The 25,162-nt window shown below is 69.0% G+C and carries 20 protein-coding genes; 9 read left to right on the top strand and 11 right to left on the bottom strand.

Features of this window, described 5'->3' with window-relative positions; all coding sequences use genetic code 11:
• Positions 1 to 13 precede the first annotated feature (13 nt).
• The 5 genes from RS83_RS02925 to RS83_RS02905 all read right to left on the bottom strand — a co-directional run bounded on the left by RS83_RS02925 (position 14) and on the right by RS83_RS02905 (position 3,788).
• A complete protein-coding gene (locus RS83_RS02925; protein ID WP_045278013.1) occupies positions 14 to 448 on the bottom strand; it encodes a molybdenum cofactor biosynthesis protein MoaE in 435 nt (144 codons plus the stop codon).
• Positions 445 to 933: a MogA/MoaB family molybdenum cofactor biosynthesis protein gene (locus tag RS83_RS02920; protein ID WP_045278012.1), complete on the bottom strand. Its 489-nt coding sequence runs from the start codon at positions 931 to 933 to the stop codon at positions 445 to 447. The genes RS83_RS02925 and RS83_RS02920 overlap by 4 nt, the downstream gene beginning before the upstream one ends.
• A gap of 39 nt (positions 934 to 972) precedes the next feature.
• Entirely contained in the window at positions 973 to 2,640 is a 1,668-nt protein-coding gene (locus RS83_RS02915) for a molybdopterin-dependent oxidoreductase (RefSeq protein WP_045278011.1), read from the bottom strand.
• Between the two features lie 98 nt (positions 2,641 to 2,738).
• Positions 2,739 to 3,008: a hypothetical protein gene (locus RS83_RS02910; protein WP_156153091.1), complete on the bottom strand. Its 270-nt coding sequence runs from the start codon at positions 3,006 to 3,008 to the stop codon at positions 2,739 to 2,741.
• An 81-nt stretch (positions 3,009 to 3,089) separates the two neighbouring features.
• A complete protein-coding gene (locus RS83_RS02905) occupies positions 3,090 to 3,788 on the bottom strand; it encodes a GTP pyrophosphokinase (protein WP_045278009.1) in 699 nt (232 codons plus the stop codon).
• Between the two features lie 142 nt (positions 3,789 to 3,930).
• Here RS83_RS02905 and RS83_RS02900 point away from each other — a divergent pair, with 142 nt between their 5' ends.
• Together RS83_RS02900 and RS83_RS02895 are read left to right on the top strand one after the other, a co-directional pair.
• Positions 3,931 to 6,015: an APC family permease gene (locus RS83_RS02900; protein WP_045278008.1), complete on the top strand. Its 2,085-nt coding sequence runs from the start codon at positions 3,931 to 3,933 to the stop codon at positions 6,013 to 6,015.
• A 297-nt stretch (positions 6,016 to 6,312) separates the two neighbouring features.
• On the top strand, positions 6,313 to 7,257 hold the full coding sequence (locus RS83_RS02895) for an alpha/beta fold hydrolase (protein ID WP_045278007.1): 945 nt from the start codon (positions 6,313 to 6,315) through the stop codon (positions 7,255 to 7,257).
• 60 nt (positions 7,258 to 7,317) lie between these two features.
• On the opposite strand, the gene RS83_RS02890 is transcribed toward RS83_RS02895, so the two are convergent.
• The gene (locus tag RS83_RS02890) at positions 7,318 to 8,496 is read right to left on the bottom strand and encodes an SLC13 family permease (RefSeq protein WP_230115675.1); all 1,179 of its coding nucleotides are present in this window, start codon (positions 8,494 to 8,496) and stop codon (positions 7,318 to 7,320) included.
• Positions 8,497 to 8,863: 367 nt separating this feature from the next.
• On the opposite strand from RS83_RS02890, the gene RS83_RS18645 reads away from it, so the two are divergent.
• From RS83_RS18645 to RS83_RS02860, 6 genes are all read left to right on the top strand, one after another.
• Positions 8,864 to 8,953 (top strand): potassium-transporting ATPase subunit F, encoded by a 90-nt coding sequence (locus RS83_RS18645; RefSeq protein ID WP_045278006.1) that lies wholly within the window; start codon positions 8,864 to 8,866, stop codon positions 8,951 to 8,953.
• A complete protein-coding gene (kdpA, locus tag RS83_RS02880) occupies positions 8,953 to 10,632 on the top strand; it encodes a potassium-transporting ATPase subunit KdpA (RefSeq protein WP_045278005.1) in 1,680 nt (559 codons plus the stop codon). The genes RS83_RS18645 and kdpA overlap by 1 nt, the downstream gene beginning before the upstream one ends.
• 2 nt (positions 10,633 to 10,634) lie before the next feature.
• Positions 10,635 to 12,998, top strand: coding sequence for a potassium-transporting ATPase subunit KdpB (gene kdpB / locus RS83_RS02875; protein ID WP_419760964.1), 2,364 nt, complete (start codon positions 10,635 to 10,637; stop codon positions 12,996 to 12,998).
• A gap of 164 nt (positions 12,999 to 13,162) precedes the next feature.
• Positions 13,163 to 13,765, top strand: a complete 603-nt coding sequence (gene kdpC / locus RS83_RS02870) for a K(+)-transporting ATPase subunit C (protein WP_045278004.1) — start codon at positions 13,163 to 13,165, stop codon at positions 13,763 to 13,765.
• A complete protein-coding gene (locus RS83_RS02865) occupies positions 13,762 to 16,305 on the top strand; it encodes an ATP-binding protein (RefSeq protein WP_045278003.1) in 2,544 nt (847 codons plus the stop codon). Before kdpC ends, RS83_RS02865 begins: the two co-directional genes overlap by 4 nt.
• Positions 16,302 to 16,973, top strand: coding sequence for a response regulator (locus RS83_RS02860; protein ID WP_045278002.1), 672 nt, complete (start codon positions 16,302 to 16,304; stop codon positions 16,971 to 16,973). Before RS83_RS02865 ends, RS83_RS02860 begins: the two co-directional genes overlap by 4 nt.
• 195 nt (positions 16,974 to 17,168) lie before the next feature.
• Here the strand turns inward: RS83_RS02860 and RS83_RS02855 are convergent, their stop codons facing one another.
• On the bottom strand, positions 17,169 to 17,957 hold the full coding sequence (locus tag RS83_RS02855; protein WP_045278001.1) for a tryptophan-rich sensory protein: 789 nt from the start codon (positions 17,955 to 17,957) through the stop codon (positions 17,169 to 17,171).
• Between the two features lie 166 nt (positions 17,958 to 18,123).
• Positions 18,124 to 18,687: a TetR/AcrR family transcriptional regulator gene (locus RS83_RS02850; protein WP_045278000.1), complete on the bottom strand. Its 564-nt coding sequence runs from the start codon at positions 18,685 to 18,687 to the stop codon at positions 18,124 to 18,126.
• 95 nt (positions 18,688 to 18,782) lie between these two features.
• Here RS83_RS02850 and RS83_RS02845 point away from each other — a divergent pair, with 95 nt between their 5' ends.
• Entirely contained in the window at positions 18,783 to 19,625 is an 843-nt protein-coding gene (locus RS83_RS02845; protein WP_045277999.1) for an alpha/beta fold hydrolase, read from the top strand.
• A gap of 109 nt (positions 19,626 to 19,734) precedes the next feature.
• Here the strand turns inward: RS83_RS02845 and RS83_RS02840 are convergent, their stop codons facing one another.
• The 3 genes from RS83_RS02840 to RS83_RS02830 all read right to left on the bottom strand — a co-directional run bounded on the left by RS83_RS02840 (position 19,735) and on the right by RS83_RS02830 (position 25,138).
• A complete protein-coding gene (locus tag RS83_RS02840; RefSeq protein ID WP_045277998.1) occupies positions 19,735 to 22,500 on the bottom strand; it encodes a glycosyl hydrolase 53 family protein in 2,766 nt (921 codons plus the stop codon).
• A gap of 104 nt (positions 22,501 to 22,604) precedes the next feature.
• Complete coding sequence (locus tag RS83_RS02835; RefSeq protein WP_045277997.1) at positions 22,605 to 23,516, bottom strand: sugar ABC transporter permease; 912 nt, start codon at positions 23,514 to 23,516, stop codon at positions 22,605 to 22,607.
• Positions 23,516 to 25,138 (bottom strand): ABC transporter permease subunit, encoded by a 1,623-nt coding sequence (locus RS83_RS02830; protein WP_045277996.1) that lies wholly within the window; start codon positions 25,136 to 25,138, stop codon positions 23,516 to 23,518. The genes RS83_RS02835 and RS83_RS02830 overlap by 1 nt, the downstream gene beginning before the upstream one ends.
• Between the last annotated feature and the right edge of the window lie 24 nt (positions 25,139 to 25,162).

Raw genomic sequence — 25,162 nt, 5'->3', positions numbered from 1 at the left:
GTCAGCAGGCTGCTCAGCCCCCGATGCCCTTCCACGACGTCGAGCCGTCGGATTCGAGCTGACGCTTCCACACCGGCAGGTCGCTCTTGATCGTCTCGATGACCGCGCGGCAGACCTCGAAGGCCTCGGCGCGGTGCTCGGAGGCGACGGCGATGATCACGGCCGCGTCCCCCACGGCCAGGTTGCCGACGCGGTGACTCACTGCGACCACTGCGGGCGCACCGGCACCGGCGCCCGCCGTCTCGGCGATCGTCCGCAGCGTCGCAGCGGCGTCCGGGTGCGCGCTGTATTCGAGGCCGATCACCGGCGTCTCGGCATCCGGATCGTTGTCGCGCACGCGTCCGACGAAGGTCGTGACCGCGCCGAGCCGAGGGTCTTCGACGGCCTGCAGATGCACGTCGAGGTCGAGGTGCTCTTCGCTGATCGCGGCGATTCGTACGTCGTTCATGAGTGGTCTCCGCCCGCTACCTGATCGATGATGTGCGCGGCGACGCCGAGCACGATGGGAACTCCGGATGCGACGGCGCGCGTCGACCCAGGAAGGTTCACGACGAGGGCGCCCTGGGGGTCGATGATGCCGGCGAGTCCGCGAGACAGCACCGAGAGCGGGGTGTCGGCGAGTCCGCTGCGGCGGAGTTCCTCGGCGATGCCCGGCACCTCGCGGGTGATCACCGGACGAGTGCCCTCAGGGGTCTGATCACGCGGCCCGACGCCGGTGCCGCCGGTCGTCAGGATCAGCCGCACGCCGCGTGCCGCTGCGCGGCGCAGGGCGTCGGAGACGGAGCTCACGCCATCGGGGATGATCTCGGCATCCGGGCAATGCCACCCGGCATCCCGCAGCAGCCCCACCGCGATCGGTCCGCCGCGATCCTCGCGCTCACCGGCGAACGACCGGTCGGAGACGGTGATCACACACGCGGGGAGCGACGTCATGGCTCCACCCTATGGGCTGGGATCAGGCGCCGCACCGGCTCAGTTGACGCGGACCAGCGAACGCTGCCATCCGGACGAGCCGTCCGGCGCGATCGGCGCACGATCCTCGATCTGCAGGTCGCCGTTCTTGTTGATCGCCCGCACTGCCACGTAGTGCGTGCCGGGGGTGGCATCCCACTCCATGAACCACTGCACCCAGGTGTCGTCGTTGATCGGTGCCGAGAGCGTCGCAGGCACCCAGTCGCCGTTGTCGATGCTCACCTCGACGCTCTGGATGCCGACGGACTGCGCCCATGCGACGCCGGCGATCGGGATCTTCCCGGCAGCGACGGCCTCGCCGATCTTCGGGGTGTCGACGCGCGAGGAGAACTTGATCGGCGCCTCGGCGCTGTACCCGCGGGGGGTCCAGTACGCCTCGTCGGCGGCGAAGGTCGTGACCTTGAGCTCGGTGAGCCACTTCGTCGCCGACACGTAGCCGTAGAGTCCCGGCACGACCATGCGCACCGGGAAGCCGTGCTCGAGCGGCAGCGGTTCGCCGTTCATGGCGACCGCGAGGATCGCGTCGAGGTTGTCGTCGGTCAGCGCCGAGAGCGGTGTGCTCGCGGTGTATCCGTCGACACTCTTCGAGAGCACCATGTCGGCGCCCGACTTCACGCCGGCCTTCTTCAGCACGTCTCGCAGCGGCACACCCAGCCACTTCGCGTTGCCGACGAGCTCGCCGCCGACCTCGTTCGAGACGCAGGTCAGGGTGATCGCATACTCGTCGAGCCCCATGTCGAGGATGTCCTGGAAGCTCATCTCGACCCGCTGGTCGACCATGCCGTCGATCACGAGACGCCAGGTCTCGGGGTCGATCGACGGAACGGTCAGCGCGGTGTCGACGCGATAGAAGTCCTTGTTCGGCGTGAAGAGCTTGCTGAGTCCCGGGATGTCGAGCTCGGCACCCTCGGGGACCGTGACCGTGCTGCGCGGAGACGGGATCTTCAGGGCGTCGCGGATCGACTCGACCGAGGAGACGGTCATGCTGACGGCACGAGAGGCGACGCCGACGATGACAGCGGATGCTCCGGCGATCGCGGTGAGCACGAAGAAGCGGCGGCGGTCGATGCCGGCCGGGGCAGGCGTGCCGTCCGCGGTCGTGGCCTTCGCTCCCTTGGCCTTCGCGGCCTCGGTGGGTGTGGGCTTCGTGATCGGCGGGGTTGCCGGAGCATCCGCCGTCTTGCCGCCCGACGCCGTGGCCGGGAGCACCGAACCGCGCCATGCGCGCAGGCGACGGATGAGGAGCACGAGGATGAACGATCCGACGATGGTGCCGAGCACCGGGGGCACGAAGGCGAGCGGCTGCACACCGGCGCGGGTCACGATCGCCGCGGTCGAGAGCGCACCGGCGATGACGAGCGCGATCACGCCGAGCGGCGGTCGCACCAGCTGCAGGATGCCGGCGATCGCCGAGGCGATGACCACGGCCAGACCGAGCCCCGCGAGCAGGGCGACCTTGTCGTTCTCACCGAAGGTCGCGATCGCGAACTCCTTGAACGGCTGCGGCACGATGTCGATCACGAACCCGCCCACGGCGAGGATGGGGCTGGCCGCGCGGGCGAACACCAGCGCGAAGACCTCAGCGGTGGCGAGGAAGACGGCACCGCCGATCAGGCCCGCGAGGGCTGCCCATGCGATGAACCGTTTGCCACTGCTGCGCTGCGCCATGGTCGTCTCCTCCCACACCGGTGCGGTGTGCTCGCCTCTTGTTCGGAGACGATGCCCAAACGGATGTGACGAGCTTGCCGGGGGTCGCCGAGCCTCGGTCAGAGGCGACGCGCGGTGATGGCCTCGCGGCCCTGGATCTGACGCAGCGTACGCATGCACCGCGAGCACAGGATCTCGACCCGACGCGGGTGACCTTCCCCGCAGACGCAGTCGACCGTCACGCGCCACTTCGCGGTGCGTCCGCACGGCTGGTAGCCCTCGTCATCACCGTGATCGCACTCGCAGATCTGCCGCCCACGGTCGACACCCGCGAGTTCGTCGACGCCGCGGTCGGCCTCAACCGGCACTGCTTCCTGCGTTCTCACCACCTGCCGATGCTCCCAGGGCCGCGGCGGCCTCGCAACATCGCGCTGGATCGCCGAGCGGACATCACCGCCCGGAGCGAGGCGTCAGACGCCGACGATTCGAGGAGGCGGCGGCGGGGCGAGCTGCCTCCTCGGCACGCCATGGGCCTCGCGGTGCAGGCGCTCCATGCGGGTGTCGAGTTCGGCGGCGGCCGCCGCGGCATCCGTCAGGCTGTCGACGAGGTGCGAGGGGACCTGGTTCGAGAACTTGTAGTAGATCTTGTGCTCGAGGCTGGCCCAGAAGTCCATCGCGATGGTGCGGAACTGCACCTCGACCGGCACCGACAGCGGGCCGGTGGAGAGGAACACCGGCACCTCGATGATCGCGTGCAGGCTCTTGTACCCGTTGTCCTTCGGCTCTGCGATGTAGTCCTTCACGACGCGGACGGTCACGTCGTCCTGCTGCGTCAACAGGTCGAAGAGCTGGTACACGTCTGCGACGAAGCTGCAGGTCACGCGCACACCGGCGATGTCGGTGATCTCGGCACGGATGCGGTCGAAGTCGGGCTCGTCGATCCCCTTGCGGGCGATCTTCTCGACGATGCTGTCCGGCGTCTTCAGCCGACTTTTCACGTGCTCGATCGGGTTGTATGCGTGGTCGTGCGTGAACTCGTCGCGGAGGATCGAGATCTTCGTCTCGACCTCGCGCATCCCGAATTCGTACTCGCGCAGGAACCGCTGGAACTCGTCACGCAGTTCGCGTGTCTTGCGGATGGAGTCTTCGGTGACCTGAAGGGTCGTCATGTCATCGACGGTACGGCTTCGTGATCGGAAATCGCTGTGGATCCTCGATGTGAGGGAATCGACGTGAGGATTCCGTGAGGGGTGCACCGACCGGGCGTAGGGATTCCGTAAGGATCGCGTAAGGAAGGCGTCTGTGGGGGTAGTGTCGCCGGACGTGTCAGAAGAATTCCGAGACGGCGCGGACGCCCCGCTCGCCAAGCGCATCCTGATCGGCGACCCCCTCACGAGCCAGCAGGTCGACGACCAGCTGCTCCCCAAGCGGATGGCCCTGCCGATCTTCGCCTCCGACGCGCTGAGCTCGGTCGCGTACGCGCCGCAGGAGCTCGTGATGATCCTCCTGATCGGCGGGCTCACGTTCCTGTCGTTCACGCCGCTGGTCGCTGTGGCGGTCGTCGTGCTGCTGGTCGTGGTGGTGCTCAGCTACCGCCAGCTGATCAAGGCGTACCCCTCCGGCGGTGGCGACTACGAGGTGGCTTCGAAGAACCTCGGCGAGATCCCCGGCGTGGTCGTCGCGGCAGCGCTGCTCGTGGACTACGTGCTGACCGTCGCCGTCTCCGTGGCATCCGGCGTCGACAACATCATCTCCGCGCTGCCCGGACTCGATCCGTTCCGGGTCGAGCTCGCTGTCGGCTTCGTGATCCTGATCATCATCGTGAACCTGCGCGGCGTGCGCGAGGCCTCGCTGGTCTTCGCGATCCCCACCTACGTCTTCATCGCCTCTGTCGGGTTCATGATCGTCACCGGCCTGATCCGCACGTTCCTCGGCGACGCCCCGATCGCATCGAGCGCGGACTTCTCGGTGCAGGCGGAGAACCTCAGCCAGGCCGCCGTCATCCTGCTCATCCTCCGTGCATTCTCGAGCGGATGCTCCGCCCTCACCGGCGTCGAGGCCGTGTCGAACGGCGTCCCCGCGTTCCGAGCCCCGAAGGTGCGCAACGCGCAGTCCACGCTCGTGCTCATGGGGTCGATCGCGGCGTGCCTGTTCGCCGGGCTCACCGCTCTCGCGCTCATCACCGGCGTGCACTACGCCGAGAACCCCTGCGATCTCGTCGGCTTCGACTGCACGACACCGCAGCCCAGCCTGATGGCGCAGATCGCGAGCGCGACGTTCGGCGGCGGCAGCATCCTGTTCTTCGTCGTACAGGCGGCCACCGCGTGTGTGCTGCTGCTCGCCGCGAACACGGCCTTCAACGGATTCCCCCTGCTCGGCGCGGTGCTCGCGCGCGACGGCTACGCCCCGAAGTCGCTGAACACCCGCGGCGATCGTCTCGTGTTCTCGAACGGCATGATCCTGCTCGGCATCGGCGCGATGATCGTGCTCGTCGTCTTCCAGGCACGGCTCACGACGCTGATCCAGCTGTACATCATCGGCGTCTTCGTGTCGTTCTCGCTCGGCCAGATCGGCATGGTGCGGCATTGGCGGCGCGTGCTGCGGGGCCCCACGGAGGACAGTGCTGGCTCCGGGGTGGACGGCGCCTCGGCATCCGATCGTCGTTCGGCGAAGATCGGCCTCATCATCAACTCGACCGGCGCGGTCATGACCGTGCTCGTGCTGGTGATCGTCACGATCACGAAATTCACGCACGGCGCGTACCTGGTGTTCTTCGCGATCCCCATCCTCGCCTTCCTGATGCTCGGCGTGAAGCGGTACTACCGCGATGTCGACCACGAGATCGCGATCGACGACACCACCCGATTCGGCGCGACCGGTGACGTCGCGATCGTCATGGTCAGCCGTCTGCAGAAGCCGGTGGTGAAGGCCGTCGACTACGCGGTCGCCGCCAAGCACGGCAAGACGATCGCGGTGCACGTCGCGGTCGATGCGGATGCCGCGACCGAACTGCAGCAGCAGTGGGCCGACCATCTGATGCCGATCCCGCTCGTGATCGTCGAGTCGCCGTACCGATCGTTCGCGCAGCCCGTGGCGCAGTTCATCAAGCAGTACCGCGAGAAGCACGGCTCCTCGGTCGTGACCGTCTACCTGCCGCAGTACATCGTCGGCCACTGGTGGGAGTCGTTCCTGCACAACCGTCGCGCACGCCGCATGGCCAACCAGCTCATGCTGATCCACGGCGTCTCGATCACGCTCGTGCCCTGGCTGCTCGACTCCTCCGAGCTCATCTACGGTCGACGCTCACGCCCGCTGCCCGGTCAGGAGCGCGCCGGACGCCCGGTCGTCGTGAACGGCCGGCGGGCGCACCGACCGGCCGGGCCGCCGAAGGAGTAGCCGCGGGGGCGTTGCCCCGCGGCCGCTCCCGTTCGCCAGGGGCCGCACATGGCCGCAACCCAGCGGCCGAGGCGGCCATCTGCGACCCCTCCATTCGAGCGGATGTCGCAGATGGCCGTCTCCCCCGGCCGGAAGCGGTCAACTGCGACACCAGCGGCGTGCGCCCGGATGCCGGGAGACGAGCTCGTGACACATGTCACCGGTCGCGGTGACGAGTCGACACTTCCTCGAGATGCGCGGGTCGGATGGACTGGAGTCCAGACGCGGAACCCGATCCGCCGCTCGAGAAAGAGAACAATGCGCAAGCCCTGGCGAATCGCCCTCATCACCATCGGCGCCATCGTGGCGGTGCCCGTCCTGGCCCTGGCCACGACCAGCATCGTGAACGTCGTGGCCACGAACATCGAAGCAGGGGAGATCACCCCCTACGGGCAGAAGGTGCCGGTCGACGGCAAAGAGATGAACGTGCTGGTGAGCGGCACGGGCGACGAGACGATCGTGCTGCTGCCCGGCCTCGGCACCGCAGCACCGGCGCTCGACTTCCAGCCGCTGATCGCCGAGCTCGACGACACGTACCGCGTGGTCGCGGTCGAGCCGTTCGGCACCGGACTGAGCGATCAGACCGACGTCCCGCGCACCGCCGAGAACATCACCGGCGAGATCCACGAGGCGCTGCAGCAGCTCGGCATCGACCGCTACACGCTGATGGGGCATTCGATCTCCGGCATCTACGCGCTGACCTACACGGCGGCCTATCAGGACGAGGTCACGGCCTTCATCGGCATCGACAGCAGTGTGCCCGACCAGCCGGGATCCGACGAAGCGATCCCGACGTCGGTGGTCGTCACGCTCGGGAACCTCGGCATCACCCGCATCCTCTCCGGCATGGCGGCTGACCCGTACGACGGTCTCCCCTACGACGAGGCGACCAAGACGCAGATGGCGCTGCTGACGAACCGGAACGCGTCGGCGCCGACCCTGGTCGACGAGATGGATCACACGCCCGCGAACTTCGCCGCCGTCAGCGGTGCGACCTTCCCGGCATCCCTCCCGCTGCTCCTGTTCGTGGCGACCGAGGACGCCGATGTCGATGGCTGGCTGGCGCTGCACGAGGCGCAGGCCGCGAGCGTCGACCACGGTGAGCTCATCGAGCTGGCTGGTGGCCACTACCTGCACCACACGCTCTCGGCGGAGCTCGCGCAGGGCGTGCAGACGTTCCTCGCCGGCATCCCCGGGCGCTGATCCCCGGGCTCCCGCCCCCGCGAGAGGTCATGAACCGCCGCTCTCTCGGGGGCGCGAGGGTCAGCCGGCGACGAGCACCAGCGCGAGCGTCGCGACGAGCACGGTCGGCACCGCCACGACGAGGCCCCAGAGCATGAAGCGTCCCCACTTGAGCTCGACGCCGAGCTTCACGATCCGGTGATGCCACAGCAGCGTCGCCAAGGAGGCCCACGGCGTGACGAGCGGACCGAGGTTCACGCCGATCAACAGCGCCATCAGCGCGACCGGGTCACCGGCCGCCGGCTCGAGGATCAGATACGCCGGGAGGTTGTTCACGCCGTTCGCCGTGAGCGCACCGACCGCTGCGAGACGCAGCAGCTCACCCGGGTCATGGCCGCCCGACGCGAAGGACAGCAGGAAGTCGAGGATGCCGTTGGCGTGCGCGGTCTCGACCAGCACGAACAGCGCGGCGGCGAGCCCGAGCGCCTGCCACGGCACGAGTGACAGTCGCAGCACATGCCGCCGACGCACCGCGAACAGCACGAGCATGAGCACGGCGGCGGCCGTGGCGGGGATCCACACCTCGTGGGTCACCGTGAGCAACGGAAGCAGCACGATCAGCACCCCGGTGGCACCCCAGAACAGGATGCGGTCGGATGCCGCGCCTGGCGCCGGCACGCGGTACGAGCCGAACAGGGTGCGGCGGTGCACGATCGTGAGGATCGCGACCGGGATCAGCACGCCGACGAGCGTCGGCGCCCAGCTCAGCGCGAGGAATGCTGCGGGTTCAGCGCCGATCGCCGGCGCGGCGAGCAGGTTCGTCAGGTTCGAGACCGGCAGGGCGAGGGATGCCGTGTTCGCCAACCACACCGTGGCGAGCGCGAACGGCAGCGGGGAGACGCCGATGCTCTGCGCCAGCACGACCACGACCGGGGTCACGATCACGGCCGTCGTGTCGAGCGAGAGGAACACCGTGCTCACCACGGCGAGCGCGACGACCGAGGCCCAGAGCGCGACGACGCGACCGCGTCCCCACCCGGCGAGGCGCTGTGCGAGCACGTCGAATACGGCCGCCTCACGGGCGAGCTCGGCGACGATCGTGATGGCCACCACGAAGCCCAGCACCGGCGCCGTGCGCAGCCCCAGCGCGCCGGCATCCGTCGTCGGCAGCAGCCCGCTGAGCACGCACACCGCGGCGACGACGATGAGCGCGAGGACGATCCACGTCCCCGCGCCGATCCGCCGTCGCGTCGCACCCACTCCGAGAGCATAGATCCACCGCGACCTGCTCCGGTCGCAGTTGGCGGGGCCGGCCCGTGTTCCGGTCGCAGTTCGCGCCGCTCCCCCGGCGCTCAGTGCGGCAGCAACTGCGACCGGAACGATGGAAGATGATGCGACCGGAACGAAGGAGGATGCCGCGGCGGGAGGGCACCGGCGACCGGAACCGGGGCGGACGCCGTGAGCGATCCGCATGGGTTCGGCGAGGACGCGTAGGGGAACCGTGAGGATCGACGTCACGGATGCCGTGGCGGAGTTGTATCGGATCCGTGCTCGACATCATCTACCTCGCGCTGACCCTCGCGCTCTTCGCCCTCGTCTCGCTGATCGCGACGGGGGTGGAGAAGCTGTGATCGTCTTCAGCATCATCGCCGCCGCCCTCGCGCTGGCCGCCATCGTCTACCTCGTGGTCGCCCTCGTCGCACCGGAGAGGTTCTGATGACCCCCGAGATCTGGTTCGGCATCCTGCAGCTCACGGCGGTCGTCGTCGTGCTCGTGCTCCTCTACCGCCCACTCGGCGACTACATCGCCCACGTCTACACGTCGGGCCGTGACCTGCGCCTCGAACGCGGCATCTATCGCCTGATCGGCGTCGACCCGCGCTCCGAGCAGACCTGGCGCGCCTACGCACGCAGCGTGCTGGTGTTCTCCGTCACGGGCCTCATCCTCGTCTACGCCCTGCAGCGGCTGCAGGCCTTCCTGCCGGAATCGCTCGGGCTGCCCGCCGTACCGGAGGGACTCGCGTTCAACACCGCGGCATCCTTCGTCGCCAACACCAACTGGCAGTCCTACTCGCCGGAGCAGACCATGGGCTACGTCGTGCAGCTCGCCGGCCTCACGGTGCAGAACTTCGTGTCTGCTGCGGTCGGACTCACGATCGCGATCGCACTGATCCGCGGACTCGCGCGCCGCGGATCCACGACGATCGGCAACTTCTGGGTCGACCTGTTCCGCGGACTCGGACGCCTGCTCCTACCGATCGCCCTGATCAGTGCGGTCGCACTGCTCGCCGGCGGCGTGATCCAGAACTTCGCCGGCTTCACCGACGTCACCACGATCTCGGGCGGAACGCAGACGATCCCCGGCGGCCCAGTGGCCTCGCAGGAGGCGATCAAGCTGCTCGGCACGAACGGTGGCGGCTTCTTCAACGCGAACTCCGCGCATCCCTTCGAGAACCCCACCGGATGGACGAACCTGCTCCAGGTCCTGCTGATCCTCGTCATCCCGTTCGCGCTCCCCCGCACCTTCGGGCGCATGATCGGCGACCACCGACAGGGATACGCGATCGCGGCCGTGATGGGCACGATCTTCCTGATCTCGACATTCGCCCTCTCCGCACTCGAGCTGGCCGGTCGCGGAACGGCTCCGCAACTCGCCGGAGCCGCGATGGAAGGCAAGGAGCAGCGCTTCGGCATCCTCGGCTCGACACTGTTCGGCAGTGCGAGCACGCTCACGTCGACCGGCGCGGTCAACTCCATGCACGACTCCTACACGGCACTCGGCGGCATGATGCCGATGCTGAACATGATGCTCGGCGAGGTCGCTCCCGGCGGCGTCGGTTCGGGCCTCTACGGGATGCTCGTGCTCGCGATCATCGCGGTGTTCGTCGGCGGGCTCCTGGTCGGCCGTACCCCCGAGTACCTCGGCAAGCGGATCGGCCCACGGGAGATCAAGCTCGCCAGCCTGTACATCCTGGTGGTGCCGGCGCTCGTCCTCGGTGGCACAGCGCTGAGCTTCGCGATCCCCGGCATCCGCGCCGATGTCGAGGCGACCAGCATCCTGAATCCCGGCGTGCACGGCATGAGCGAGGTGCTCTACGCGTTCACCTCGGCCGCGAACAACAACGGCTCGGCCTTCGCCGGCCTCACCGCGAACACCCCGTGGTTCAACACCGCCCTGGGGATCGCGATGCTGCTCGGCCGGTTCATCCCGATCGTGCTGGTGCTGGCCCTCGCCGGCTCCTTCGCGGCGCAGGAGCGGATCCCGGCCACGTCGGGCACGCTCCCCACCCACCGGCCGCAGTTCGTCGGCCTGCTCCTCGCCGTGACGGTCATCGTCACCGCGCTCACCTACTTCCCGGTGCTCACCCTGGGCCCGCTCGCCGAAGGACTCGTCTGACCATGACCATCACCACCGAATCGATACCGCAGCTCCCGAACGAGACGAAGGGCGTGCAGGAAGAGAAGCCGCGCACCTTCGGGTGGGCTGCGCTCGCCCAGGCTCTGCCGGGCGCGCTGCGCAAGCTCAACCCGGCGACACTCCTGCGAAACCCGGTGATGCTGCTGGTCTGGGTCGGCGCGGCATTCACGACCGTGCTCGCGATCGCCGAGCCGTTCCTCGGCGGCCCGGGTGAGTCAGGCGGCACGCCGGTCCCCGCACCGTTCACGGCCGGCATCGCGGTGTGGCTGTGGCTCACGGTGCTGTTCGCGAACCTGGCGGAGTCGGTCGCCGAAGGCCGCGGCAAGGCGCAGGCGGCAACACTCCGCAAGACCCGCACGAGCACGATGGCGCGGCGAGTGGTCGGCCCTTCGACAGGCTCAGGGACCCAGGGTGGAGGCTCAGGGACCCAAGGTGGAGGCTCAGGGACCCAGGGTGGAGGCTCAGGGCCCCAAGGAGCATGGGTCGCTGAGCTTGTCGAAGCGTCGCGGAGCGGAGCCCAGGACGGATTCGAAGCGCCCCGGACCGTCGAGGTCTCCTCGGCCGAGCTGCAGCGCGACGACGTCGTGCTCGTCGAGGCGGGCGACCTGATCCCTGGCGACGGCGACATCATCGCCGGCATCGCGACCGTCGACGAGTCGGCGATCACGGGCGAGAGCGCCCCGGTCATCCGCGAATCCGGCGGCGACCGCAGCGCTGTCACCGGCGGCACCAGGGTGCTGTCCGACCGCATCCTCGTCCGCATCACCTCGAAACCCGGCGAGACCTTCGTCGACCGGATGATCGCGCTCGTCGAGGGCGCGAGCCGACAGCGCACGCCCAACGAGATCGCCCTGAACATCCTGCTCGCGAGCCTGTCGATCGTGTTCGTGATCGTCGTGCTGGCGCTCAACCCGATCGCGTCGTACGCGGCGTCTCCCGTCAGCATCCCGGTGCTGATCGCCCTCCTCGTCTGCCTGATCCCGACCACGATCGGGGCCCTCCTCTCGGCGATCGGCATCGCCGGCATGGACCGCCTCGTGCAGCGCAACGTGCTCGCGATGTCGGGTCGTGCGGTCGAGGCCGCCGGCGACGTCACCACCCTGCTGCTCGACAAGACCGGCACGATCACCTACGGCAACCGTCGAGCGCACGAAGTGCTGCGGATGCCCGGCATCGATCCCGACGAACTCCTGCGCACCGCCGCGCTCTCGTCGCTCGCCGACCCCACCCCCGAGGGGGCCTCGATCGTCGAACTGGCGGACGCACGAGGCATCCGGGTGGAGCTTCCGAAGGATGCCGTCGTCGTGCCGTTCACAGCACAGACCCGCATGAGCGGACTCGACCTCGCGGACGGCACGCAGATCCGGAAGGGCGCGGGCTCCGCCGTGCAGGCGTGGCTCGGGCTGGACCCTTCGACAAGCTCAGGGACCCAGGGGGGCGCAGGGACCCAGGGGGGCGTAGGGATTCAGGCGGAACTCATGAGCAGGACGGATGCCGTGGCCCAGAGCGGTGGCACGCCGCTCGTCGTCGCGGTGAAGGGCCCTTCGACAAGCTCAGGGACCCAGGGCGACGCAGGGGCCCAGGGCGACGCAAGGACCGAGGGCGGGCGCGTCCTCGGCGTCGTGCACCTGAAGGACATCGTGAAGGACGGCCTGCGCGAGCGGTTCGACGAGCTGCGCAGCATGGGCATCCGCACCGTCATGATCACCGGCGACAACCCGCTCACGGCGAAGGCGATCGCCGCCGAAGCCGGTGTCGACGACTACCTCGCCGAGGCGACGCCGGAGCAGAAGCTCGAACTGATCCGTCGGGAGCAGGAGGGCGGACGCCTCGTCGCCATGACCGGCGACGGCACGAACGACGCTCCGGCGCTCGCACAGGCCGATGTCGGCGTCGCGATGAACACCGGCACCTCCGCCGCGAAGGAGGCCGGCAACATGGTCGACCTGGACTCCGACCCGACGAAGCTGATCGACATCGTCCGCATCGGCAAGCAGTTGCTGATCACGCGCGGGGCTCTCACCACGTTCTCGCTCGCGAACGACATCGCGAAGTACTTCGCCATCATCCCGGCGATGTTCATGGGGGTCTTCCCGGGCCTCGCAGTGCTCAACGTGATGCAGCTGCACTCCCCGGCATCCGCCGTCACCAGCGCGATCATCTTCAACGCGATCGTGATCGTCTTCCTCATCCCCCTCGCGCTCCGCGGCGTCGCCTACCGGCCCGCGAGCGCGAGCCAGATCCTGCAGCGCAACCTGCTGATCTACGGACTCGGCGGCGTGATCGCCCCGTTCATCGGCATCAAGCTGATCGACCTCGTCGTCAGCCTCATCCCGGGTTTCTGACGCGCTTCGACAGGCTCACCGCTTCGACAGGCTCAGCGACCCACCACCGCTTCGACAGGCTCAGCGCTTCGACAGGCTCAGCGACCCAGCGTCTGGGTCCCTGAGACCCAACGTCTGGGTCCCTGAGCCTGTCGAAGGGTCCACACACGTTCTGAAAGGTCATCATGTCCTCCACCCGCACCGCCCTCCGCACGACGGGCGTCGCCGTCCGCGCGATGCTCGTGCTCACGCTCGTCCTCGGCGTCCTGTACACACTGCTCGTCACCGGTATCGGCCAGCTGCTGCTGCCGTGGCAGGCGAACGGCTCACCGCTCGCCGACGGCAAGGGCAGCGCCCTCATCGGCCAATCCTTCACGGATGCCGACGGCACGGCACTGCCCGAGTACTTCCAGTCGCGGCCGTCCGCGGCCGGCGACGGCTACGACGGCGCCGGCTCGAGCGGCAGCAACCTCGGCCCCGAGAACGCCGACCTGATCGCGGCGATCCAGGAGCGCAAGACCGCGATCGCCGAGCGCGAGGGTGTCTCGCCCGACGACGTCCCCGCGGATGCCGTCACGGCATCCGGCTCCGGACTCGACCCGCACATCAGCGTCGCCTACGCCCTGCTGCAGGTGCCGCGTGTGGCCGATGCGCGCGGCCTCTCCGAGCAGCAGGTGCGCGCGCTCGTGGAGTCTAGGATTCAAGGGCGGGATCTGGGATTCCTCGGCGAGGAGCGCATCAACGTCGCCGAACTCAATCTCGCGCTCGATGAGCTGGAGGGCGCATGACACGAGAGCGGCGGGGCCGGCTGCGCGTCCTCCTCGGCGCGGCGCCGGGCGTCGGCAAGACCTTCGAGATGCTCGTCGAGGGACGCCGCCTGCTCGACGAGGGCCGCGACGTCATGATCGCCGTGGTCGAGACGCACGACCGCGCAGCGACCCGCGCGCAGACGGTCGGTCTGCCGGAGATCCCGCGCCGCACCGACGTGCACCGCGGAGTCCCCCTGACCGAGCTCGACCTCGACGCCGTGCTCGCCCGCCGCCCCGAGATCGCGCTCGTCGACGAGCTCGCGCACACGAACATCCCCGGCTCGCGGCATCCGAAGCGCTGGCAGGACGTCGATGCACTCCTCGACGCGGGCATCGACGTGATCACGACGGTGAACGTGCAGCACATCGAATCGCTCAACGCCGTGGTCGAGAAGATCACCGGCATCGCGCAGCAGGAGACGATCCCGGATGCCGTGGTCCGTGCGGCCGACGAGATCGAGGTCGTCGACCTGGCACCCCAGTCGCTGCGGGATCGGCTCGCTGCCGGCGTCGTGTATCCGGCGGAGCGCATCGACGCCGCGCTGTCGAACTACTTCCGGCTCGGCAACCTCACCGCACTGCGAGAACTCGCACTGCTGTGGCTCGCCGACGAGGTCGACAGCGCGCTGCGCAGCTACCGGGCCGATCACGGCATCGAGGGCGCGTGGCAGGCGCGCGAGCGCGTGGTGGTGGCGCTCACCGGCGGCCCTGAGGGCGAGACCCTGCTGCGCCGCGGCGCCCGTATCGCCGCGCGGTCCGCCGGCGGGGAGCTGCTCGCGGTGCACATCTCGACACAGGACGGCCTCAGAGACGAGACGCCTGGGGCACTGGCGGCGCAGCGGGCACTCGTCGAGTCGCTCGGCGGCAGCTACCACCAGATCATCGGCGACGACATCCCCGGCACGCTCGTCGAGTTCGCCCAGGGAGCGGATGCCACACAGCTCGTGATCGGCGTCAGCCGCCGCGGACGACTCATGGCCGCGCTCACCGGACCGGGCATCGGCTCCGAGGTCATCCGCCGCTCGGGCGACATCGACGTGCACATCGTCACCCACGCGGCGGCCGGCGGCCGAGTCGCGCTCCCCCGCATCACCGGCGGCGCCCTCGGCTGGCGACGGCAGGTGCTCGGCTTCGCGGTCGCCGTGGTGTTCGGCCCGCTGCTGTCCTGGGTGATGTTCACGTTCCGCAGTCCGGAGTCCATCACCTCAGAGGTGCTCGCCTACCAGCTGCTCGTCGTCGTGGTGGCATTGATCGGCGGCATCCGCCCTGCCGTGTTCGCGGCCGTGCTGTCAGGCATCACCCTCGATCTGCTGTTCGTCGCGCCGCTGTTCACGATCACGATCGCGCACCCGCTGCACGTCCTCGCACTCGTCCTGTACGTCGTGATCGCGATCCTGGTGAGCCTGATCGTCGACCAGGCCGCCCGCCGCGCGCGCACCGCCAAGCGCGCGACCGCGGAAGCCGAGCTGCTCGCCGCCGTGGCAGGCAACGTGCTGCGCGGAGACAACTCCGTACTCGCCCTCGTCAGCCGCACCCGCGAGGCATTCGGCCTGAGCGGTGTCCGCCTGCTGTCACCGACCGGCGAGGTGCTGGCGTGCGACGGCGAGCCCCTCGCCGACGGCCGTGCCACCAGTGTTCCGGTGGGCTCGGACGGCACGCCACGCGCGATGCTCGAACTGCACGGGGACTCGCTCGACGCTCCGGCCCGCCGTCTGCTCGACGCGATCGTGGCGCAACTCGCCGCCGCGATCGAGCACACCGATCTGCGCGAGACCGCCAAGGAGGTCGCAGCGCTCGCCGAGACCGACCAGGTGCGCAGCGCCCTGCTCTCTGCGCTGAGCCACGACCTGCGGCGTCCGCTCGCCTCGGCCGTCGCAGCGATCGGCGGCCTGCGGGGTGCGCACGAGCTCTCCGCCGATGACCGGGCCGAGCTGCTCGCGACGGCGGACGAGAGCCTCGCGACGCTGTCGACGCTCGTCACCGATCTGCTCGATGTGAGCCGGGTGCAGGCGGGGGTGCTCGCGGTGTCGTCCGCTCCGATGGATGCGACCGGCCCGATCCTCGCAGCCGTGGACGAGCTCGGCCTCGGCCCTGCAGACGTCGACCTCTCGCTCGATCCGAACCTGCCGCTGCTGCAGGCGGACGCTGTGCTGCTGCAGCGGGTGCTGGTGAACGTGCTCGCGAACGCGCACCGCTACGCGCCGGACGGCACCCGCGTGCTGATCTCGACCAGCGCCCTCGGCGAGCGCGCCGAGATCCGCATCGCCGACCGGGGAGAGGGCGTGCCGGCCGAACGCCGCGACAGCATCTTCCAGCCGTTCCAACGGTTCGGCGACACCGACAACACCACGGGACTCGGTCTGGGCCTCGCCCTGTCGCGCGGGTTCGCGGAGGGCATGGGCGGTAGCCTGACACCCGAGGACACGCCAGGCGGCGGCCTCACGATGGTCATCTCGCTGCCGCTCGCGGAGGCAGACCCCCTTCGACACGCTCAGGAATCACTGGAGGAGACGGAGTGAAGCTCCTCATCGCCGACGACGACCCGCAGATGGTGCGGGCGCTGCGCATCACGCTGTCGGCACACGGTTACGACGTCGTGGTGGCGCCGGACGGCGCCGCAGCGATCTCGGTCGCCGCGCAGACGCATCCTGATCTGATCATGCTCGACCTCGGGATGCCGCGACTCGACGGCATCGAGGTGATCCAGGCGCTGCGGGGCTGGACGACCGTTCCGATCATCGTCGTGTCTGGCCGCACCGGTTCCGCCGACAAGGTCGACGCCCTCGACGCGGGTGCCGACGACTTCGTCACCAAGCCGTTCCAGGTCGATGAACTGCTCGCGCGGCTTCGTGCCCTCTCCCGTCGGGCGGTGCCGGCAGGCGGCGAGTCGACGGTCGCATTCGGCGACGTGGTGGTCGACCTCGTCACGAAGACCGTCACGCGCGGCGGCTCGCGGGTGCATCTCACACCCACGGAATGGCGGATGCTGGAGCACCTGTCGCGGCATCCCGGCGCCCTCGTGACGCGTCAGGATCTGCTGAAGGAGATCTGGGGCAGCGAGCAGGTGGCCGACTCGGGCTACCTGCGGCTGTACATGTCGCAGCTGCGCAAGAAGCTCGAGCAGGAGCCAGGGGCGCCGGTGCACCTGCTCACCGAGTCCGGGATGGGCTACCGCCTCGTCGTCTGACGCTTCGACAGGCTCAGCGACCCACCTGGCCGGGCCCCTGAGTCCCACCTGGCTGGGTCCCTGAGCCTGTCGAAGCGCCCCACCTGCCTGGGTCCCTGAGCCCCACATGCCTGGGTCCCTGAGCCCCACATGGCTGGGTCCCTGAGCCCGTCGAAGGGCCCCACCTGGGTCCCTGAGCCCGTCGAAGGGCCCTGACTACGCGGCGACGCGACGGCGACGCAGCACCGCGATCACGCCGGCGAGCACCAGCGCGACGGCGACGATGATCGCGACGACGGCGGTGACGGTGCTCTGCGGCTCGCCGGTGAGGCGACCGACGGCGAGCCAGGCGAGGCCCCACGATGTCGCGACCGCCGGGGCGATGCGGCCGGTGAACCACGCGCTGGCGACGCCGATCACGAGCACCGCGACGAGCACGACGACGGCCCAGATCTCGGCCTGCGCCGCCCAGCTCTCGGGGGCGATCTGTGTGAGCCAGGCGCTGGCGTTGGCGACGGTCGCGATCGTGACCCAGCCGAAGTGCAAGCCGTTCGCGCCGTCGGTGAGGATGCGGTCGGCGAGGTTCTTCGCGGGGAAACGGTTGAGGAGCACGATCACGCGAGCGAGCACGGCGAGCAGCACCGCGATCATGAGCACGGTCAGCGGCAGTGTCAGGAACTGCGCTGTCACGAGCCAGAGTCCGTTCAGCACCATCGTGGCGGCGATCCATCCGCCGACTCGGCGCTGGCGCTCGTCCGCCCGCTGTGCCGGGAGCGCCTGCCACACCGTGAACGCGATCAGCCCGAGGTAGATCAGCGACCAGATCGAGAACGCCGGGCCGGCAGGGGCGAGATACGACCCCTGCGCCGAGAGCGCACCGTCCTGCAGTTCGCTCACGGAGGTGCCGCCGAAGGCACCCGAGCCGACGGCTGCGGCGATCAGCATGAACGATGCCGCTGCGATGATCACGGTCTGGCGGGCGATGTCCTGCGTCCGGGTGTCCATGTATGCGACGGTAGCACGAACTCGCTAGCCTGGTTAGCTACTTGGCGAACTCGACGGTTCACAATTCAGCAAGAACGCCGGAAGATGGCCACAGGCAGCACCTGAAGGCAGCCCCGCGCGAATCCTTGCTGAATTCTGCACAGGGAACGGCCGAGACGGCCACACCTCACGCGGCGATCGCGGCGTCGATCAGCACCTCGGCAGCACCGCGCGCCTGGACGGCGACCTGCGGGTCGGCCGAGATCGCGGCAGTGCTCTGCGCGCCCTCGGCCAGGATTGACAGCTGGGCGCCGAGCACGGTCGGGGCACCGATCTCGGCGACGAGCCCTGTCATGTACCGCTGGAACGACGCCTTGTGCTCACGGACGATCCGAGCGACCTCGCTGTTCGTGCCGCCGAGCTCGCCGAAGGCGTTGATGAACGCGCAGCCGCGGAAGCTGTCGGTGCAGAACCAGTCCTCGAGGTAGCCGTAGACGGCGAGCAGTCGAGCGCGAGGGTCGGTGCCGGCATCCACTACCGCCGCGGTCAGCGAGGTCTCCCACTCGGCATGCTTACGCGCGAGCACCGCGGTCACGATGTCGGCCTTCGCGGGGAACAGTGCGTAGAGGCGACGGAGCGACACTCCGGCCGCCGCGCGCAGCTCGTCCATGCCGACAGCCGTGTAGCCCTTGCGGTAATACAGCTCCTCGGCTGCCGCAAGGATCTGTTCACGCACCGTTTCCTCGTTCATGGTCTCAGTGTACTTGACATGAGAACGAGCGTTCTCTATGGTGGAGAAATCAGCTGAGAACGATCGTTCTCGGCAGGACCGGAAGGATCAGGATCATGGGTTACATCACCGTCGGAAACGAGAACAGCACCCCGATCGAGCTCTACTACGAAGACCAGGGAGCCGGCCAGCCCGTCGTCCTGATCCACGGCTACCCGCTCGACGGACACAGCTGGGAGCGCCAGACCCGCGAACTCCTCGCCCAGGGCTACCGCGTCATCACCTACGACCGTCGCGGCTTCGGCGGATCGTCGAAGGTCAACGTCGGCTACGACTACGACACCTTCGCGGCCGACCTCCACACCGTGCTCGAGACCCTCGACCTGCGCGACGTCGTGCTCGTCGGCTTCTCGATGGGCACCGGAGAGCTCGCCCGCTACGTCTCGAAGTACGGTCACGAGCGCGTCGCGAAGCTCGCGTTCCTCGCCTCCCTGGAGCCGTTCCTCGTGCAGCGCGACGACAACCCCGAGGGTGTGCCGCAGGAGGTCTTCGATGGCATCGAAGCAGCAGCCAAGGGCGACCGCTTCGCATGGTTCACGCAGTTCTACAACGACTTCTACAACCTCGACGAGAACCTCGGCTCGCGCATCAGCCAGGAGGCCGTGACCGGCAGCTGGAACGTCGCGATCGGCAGCGCCCCCGTCGCCGCCTCCGCCGTCGTCTCGTCGTGGATCGAGGATTTCCGTGCCGACGTCGAGGCTGTGGCAGCCGCCGCGAAGCCCACGCTGATCCTGCACGGCACGAAGGACAACATCCTCCCGATCGACGCCACCGCGCGCCGCTTCCACAAGGCGGTCCCCGCTGCGGACTACGTCGAGGTCGAGGGTGCGCCGCACGGCCTGCTCTGGACCCACGCCGACGAGGTCAACGCCGCACTGACGAGCTTCCTCAGCAAGTAAGTTCGCCAGCGCAGCATCCGCATCTCGGAGTTCTGCAGCATCTCGGACGATCCGCACCGGATCGATCCGAGATGCTGCAGTTCTCCGGAACGCGATCGGATGCCGCAGCTCAGCGCCCGACCGCGACCGCCACTGACCGGCTCGAGGTCACACCGGCCGCGTTCGCGAACTCGACGCGGTACGTGTGCGTCCCGGCTGGGCGACCGGTGACCGGTACCGCCACGCGCTGCGCGTTCGGCGTCTTCGCTTCGAGTGCTCCCTGCGTCAGCAGCACGCCGTTCTCGAACACCCGGTACGAGGTCGCGTTCGTGCCCCACCACAGGTTCGCCGTCACGGTGTAGTTCCCGTCGCGATCCCAATTGTCGTGCGACAGCACCGGCATGCCGGGCGCGGCATCCGTCACCGTCACCGTCACCGCCTGCACCGCCGTCGTGCCGCGGGAATTCACGAGCTCACCCGTGTAGACATAGGTGCCGTTCGTCTTTCCGCTCACCGGGATCCGTGCGGCCTGCGCCGAGGTGCCGCCGTACTCCAGCGGCACAGTCGAGATCAGGGTGCCGTTCTCGAACACCCGCAGCTTGGTGGCGTTCTGCCCCCACCACAGGTTCATCGTCACGGTGAAGTCGCCGTCGCGGAGTCCGGTGTCATGGCCGTTGTCGTGCGACAGCACACCGCGGGCCGGCGCGCTCGTCGCCGCGTCGCGCAGCACGAGGGCGTCGAGCGCGGTCGTCAGCGCAGCGAGCGCTCCCGCCACCGCATCCTCGCTCGGCGCGGCCGCCGCGAGCACGATGTCGGCCCGTGCGATCGCCCCGGCGAGGCCGGCAGTCGACGCCTCGACGTACTGCGCCGGATCCACGGCTGCTGCGACATCGCGCTGCGTGCGCAGCTCGGTCGTGTCGGCACCGGTGTCGGGCGCCCGCACCAGCTCGAAGTCGTCGAGCGTGCCCCATGCCCCGGCAGGCAGGGTGCTCGTGACGCGCAGGGTGGCCGTGCCGCCGTCCGCGACCTGCACGGCCTCGGTCGCCGGCGTCGACCAGACCCGCCAGCCGTCGAACGCGAACGCCGCCGGCGCTCCCGCCGAGGCGGGCGTCGACAGCGACAGGGTCGCGCGCCCGTCGGCACCCTCACCGTCGCCCTGCAGCGAGGCACGCGCGATGTACGACCCTGCCGGCAGGTCTGACGCGGTCTGCGCGAGCTCGAAGGAGAACGCGGATGCCGAGTAGAAGTGCGCCGAGTTCGTGCCGCTGCGCGGGTCGTCCCACGAGCGCAGTGTGAGCGCGGCGCCGTCGGTCGTCCACATGCTCGTGTCGGTCGCCTCGAAGCCGGGGTTCTGCAGGAAGTTCCGTGCTGAGATCGTGACGGTGGCCGACGCTGCGAGGCCGGTAGCCGTGACGCCGTCGACCGAGTATGCACCGATCCCCTCGATGTACCTGGCCGCGTCCGACCAGGTCACCGCCTGCTGCTCGGTGCTGCCGTCGTTGTAGCGCACCGTGACCTCGCCCGGCAGGCTGACGTCGTCGCCCTCGGTGAGCTGCAGCGCGACCGGCTGCACCGCCTCGACCACTCGCGGCGCTGCGGCGCCCGTCCGCACGTACGAGAAGATGTTCAGTGCATCGGATGCCGTGCCGTCGAACCCGAACAGCGCCTGGTTGTCCCACGCCGAGCCGCCGTACCAGTGGCCGGCATCCTCGGGCTCGTACTCCCCGGCGAAGCTCGATGCCCAGCCGGATCCGTCGCGCTCCCACAGCGCCGTATTGGCCTCCAGCTGCGACGGCGGACCCACCGGCAACCACGCCGGCTCCCAGTAGTACACGCCGAGCCCCGCGTCGCCCACATCGGCGACCGCCTGCACGACGGCTCGCACGGCATCCGCCTGACCCTGCACGCTCACCGGGTACTGCGTCGCCTCGCTCGGCAGGTCGATCACGTTGCCGTGCCCGTCGCCATCGTCGAGCGTGAACGCCCACGAGGTTTCGGCGACCATCACCTTCTTGCCGTAGGTGTCGGCGATGTGCTTGAGCACCGCGGTGAGGTTCGCCGGGGTGCCATGCCAGAACGGGTAGTACGACGAGGCGAACACGTCGTAGTCGACGCCTCGCCGATCGAGCTGCGCCGCGACGTTCGCGTAGAACCCCGCCCGCTCGGGGTTCGTGAAGTGCAGTGCGACGAGCGTGTCTGGGGCCTCGGCCCGCACCGCGGCGGAACCTGCGGAGAACACCTTCGCCATGTCGTCCCAGCCCGTCACCCCGGCGACGCCGTTGTTCGTCTCGTTGCCGATCTGCACCATCCGCAGGTCGACGTCCGCCGCGACGAGGCGCTGCACGGCCTCGCGGGTGAACACACCGACCTCGGTGGCGACCTCGTCGGCGGTCATCCCCGCCCAGGCCTTGGGCGCCTGCTGCTTGGCCGGGTCGGCCCAGAAGTCGGAGTAGTGGAAGTCGACGAGCACGCCGAGTCCGGCATCCGTCGCCCGCTCCGCGATCTCGATCGCGCGGTCGACGTCGACATCACCGCCGCCGTAGCCGTTGCCGTTCGCGTCGAAGGGGTCGTTCCAGACGCGCACGCGCACATCGGTGACGCCGGCGTCGGCGAGGATCTCGAACAGGTCGCCCGGCGTGCCGTCGTGGTCGCGGAACACCACACCCGACGCCTCGAGCGACAGCACCGAGGAGACGTCGACGCCGCCGATGAAGTCATCCGGCAGGTTCTCGACGCGAGGGACGGTGACCGTGGCAGCGACCGGATCGGTCACGGCCGTGCGGACGACGGATGCCGCGGGGGCGGCGCCGGTCGCCGGCGCCGCGACGCCCACGAGGGCGAACACGGTGACCGCGGCGACGGCGGTGGAGAGGAGAGAACGCGTGCGACGGTGCATGACGGCCTTTCGAGAGGCGGACGGTGGGGCGGGGGGCGGGCCCTTCGACAGGCTCAGGGACCCAAGGGGGTGGGGCCCTTCGACAGGCTCAGGGACCCAGGGGGTCAGCCCTTGACGGACCCCTGGGTGAGCCCGCCGACGATGTACTTCTGCAGCGAGAAGAACAGCGCGAGGACGGGGACGGCGGCCACCACCACGCCGGCGGCGAAGAGCCCCCAGCGTGAGGCCAACTGGTTCGACACCCACTGATACATGCCGACCGCGAGCGTCCAGTTGTCCTCGGACGTGAGGATGATCTTCGACAGGATGAAGTCGCCGAAGGCGGCGAGGAACGCCAACAGCGCGACCACCGCGAGGATCGGCACCACGAGCGGCATGATGAGCCGCCAGAAGATCTGTGCGTGCGTCGCGCCGTCGATCTTCGCCGACTCGTCGATCTCCACCGGGATCGTGTTGAAGAACCCGTACATCAGGAACGTGTTCGCCCCGAGGGCACCGCCGAGGTAGACGCAGATCAGGGCGATCTTCGAGTTGATGCCGAGGGCCGGCACGACCTCGCCGATGGTCTGCAGCATCAGGAAGATCGCGATGAATGCGAGCGCCTGCGGGAACATCTGCAGCACGAGGAGCGTGGTCAGGCTCGCCCGGCGTCCGCTGAACCGGAATCGCGAGAACGCGTAGGCACCGCACGCGCCCATCAGCACCGAACCGATCGCGGTCACGCCGCCGATCAGCAGGGTGTTGCCGAACCACACCCAGTAGCGGGATTCACCGAGTGCGATGTAGTTCGCCGGGTCGAGCGCGCTGAACAGCGAGCCGGATGCCGCGAGGCTGCCGTTCGGGTTCAGCGACGCCGACAGCACGTAGACGAGCGGGAAGGCGGCGAAGAACAGCACGACGGCGGCGAGGATGTACTTCCAGCCGACCTCGCCCCACCAGCGGCGACGACGGGCGCCGGCCCTGGCGGCATCCGCCTGGTGCGACGAACCGGTCACGATGACTCTGGTCTCACTCATCACTGGTACTCCTCGAGCTTGCGGGTCTGTCGGAAGCTCAGCGCTGAGATGAGACCGACCACGATGAAGGCGACGATCGACAGCGCACTCGCCAGGCCGTAGTCGGCCGCACCGCCCGAGACGCCGGAGACGTCGTAGATGGCGGAGACGAGGATGTCGGTCGAGCCGAGTGCGTACGGCGCCCCGGCGATCGCGGGCCCGCCGTTGTTGAAGGTGTAGATCACGGTGAAGTTGTTGAACGCCACCGCGAACGACGCGATCAGCAGCGGCGCGGTCGACACCAGCAGCAGCGGCAGCACGATCGAACGGAACCGCTGGAACTTGTTGGCTCCGTCGATCTCGGCAGCCTCGAGCGTGTCGCCGGGGAGCGACTGCAGCGCACCCGTGCAGACCAGGAACCAGTACGGATAGCTGAGCCACACGTTCACGAAGATCACCGCCCCTCGGGTGAGCCACGGGTCACCGAGCCAGTTGATCTGCGAGCCGAAGAAGAACAGGTCGTTGATGATGCCGAACTCGGCGTTGAACATGCCGCGGAACAGCAGCGCGGCCATGAACGCGGGGAACGCGTACGGGAGGATGAACAGCGCCCGCAGGAAGCGGCGCCCCTTGACCCTGGGGTCGTTGTAGACGATGGCGAGGCCGAGTCCGACGGCGAAGCTCAGCACGACCGACAGGATCGCGAACGCGAACGTCCACACGGTCACGCTCAACAGGGTGCCGGCGAGCGATGCGTCGGTGAACAGTTTCAGGAAGTTCGCGAAGCCGACGTTGACCGACCAGCCGGTGGGCAGTGCCGTGCCGTCCTCCGCGACGAACGCGCCGAGTGCGGTGGCGGTGTAGACGGTGCCGTTCTGCGTGTCGGAGATGGTCTGCGCCTCGGCATCCCACACCAGCGTCGGCTCGTAGACCGAGCCGGTCGATCCTTCTCTCGTGCGGATCGAGCCGTCGTTCGGGTCATCGGAGACCGGCACGCGGAGGTTCTTGATCGTCTCGCCGAGCGAGGTGTCGGTGAGCACGGTCGCCCTGGGCACCACGGTCCACCCCGGCACGTCGCTGGGGGCACCGGTGGCGCCGATCTCGGCATCGGATGCCGCGGCCAGCGGTGCATCCGCCGAGCCGACGCGCACATCGCCGTCTTCATCGACGATCGCGAAGCCGAGCTCATCGCCGCGCTGCACGATCGACAGCGGGTAGTCGGCCGAGCCCTCGATGCGGCGCTCGCCCTGGATGAGCGCGGCCTCGACAGCCTGTTCCTGCGTGCCGACGTGGCCGGTGCCGTAGTTCGTGAAGGCGATGTACGCGGTGTATCCGAAGATGAAGACCTGGAAGACGAGCAGGAAGATCAGCCCGGGCATCAGGTACTTCAGCGGCAGCGCGCGGCGCGTGAAGTACACCCAGTCGGCGATCACGACCAGTAGCACGACGACCCCGAGGACCACCCAGGACTGGGCGCTCCAGGCCGAGATCACGGTCATGATCCCGAAGGCGTTGACCAGCGCCATGAGGGCGAGCTTGATGAGGAAGCCCCAGCCGAGGCCGCGGAAACGGCGGGCGTGGGATTCGCGCGTCGGGGTGAGGCGCGATGACGGCGTCTGCGTCGGCGGTGCCTGGATCGTCATGTGTGCGTCCTGTCTGAGGAGCGC

The organism is Microbacterium oxydans (genome assembly GCF_000956525.1).
Taxonomy (GTDB): Bacteria; Actinomycetota; Actinomycetes; order Actinomycetales; family Microbacteriaceae; genus Microbacterium; species Microbacterium oxydans_A.
The sequence above is the reverse complement of the archived record's forward strand: the minus strand, read 5'-3'. Positions and strand labels throughout refer to the sequence as shown.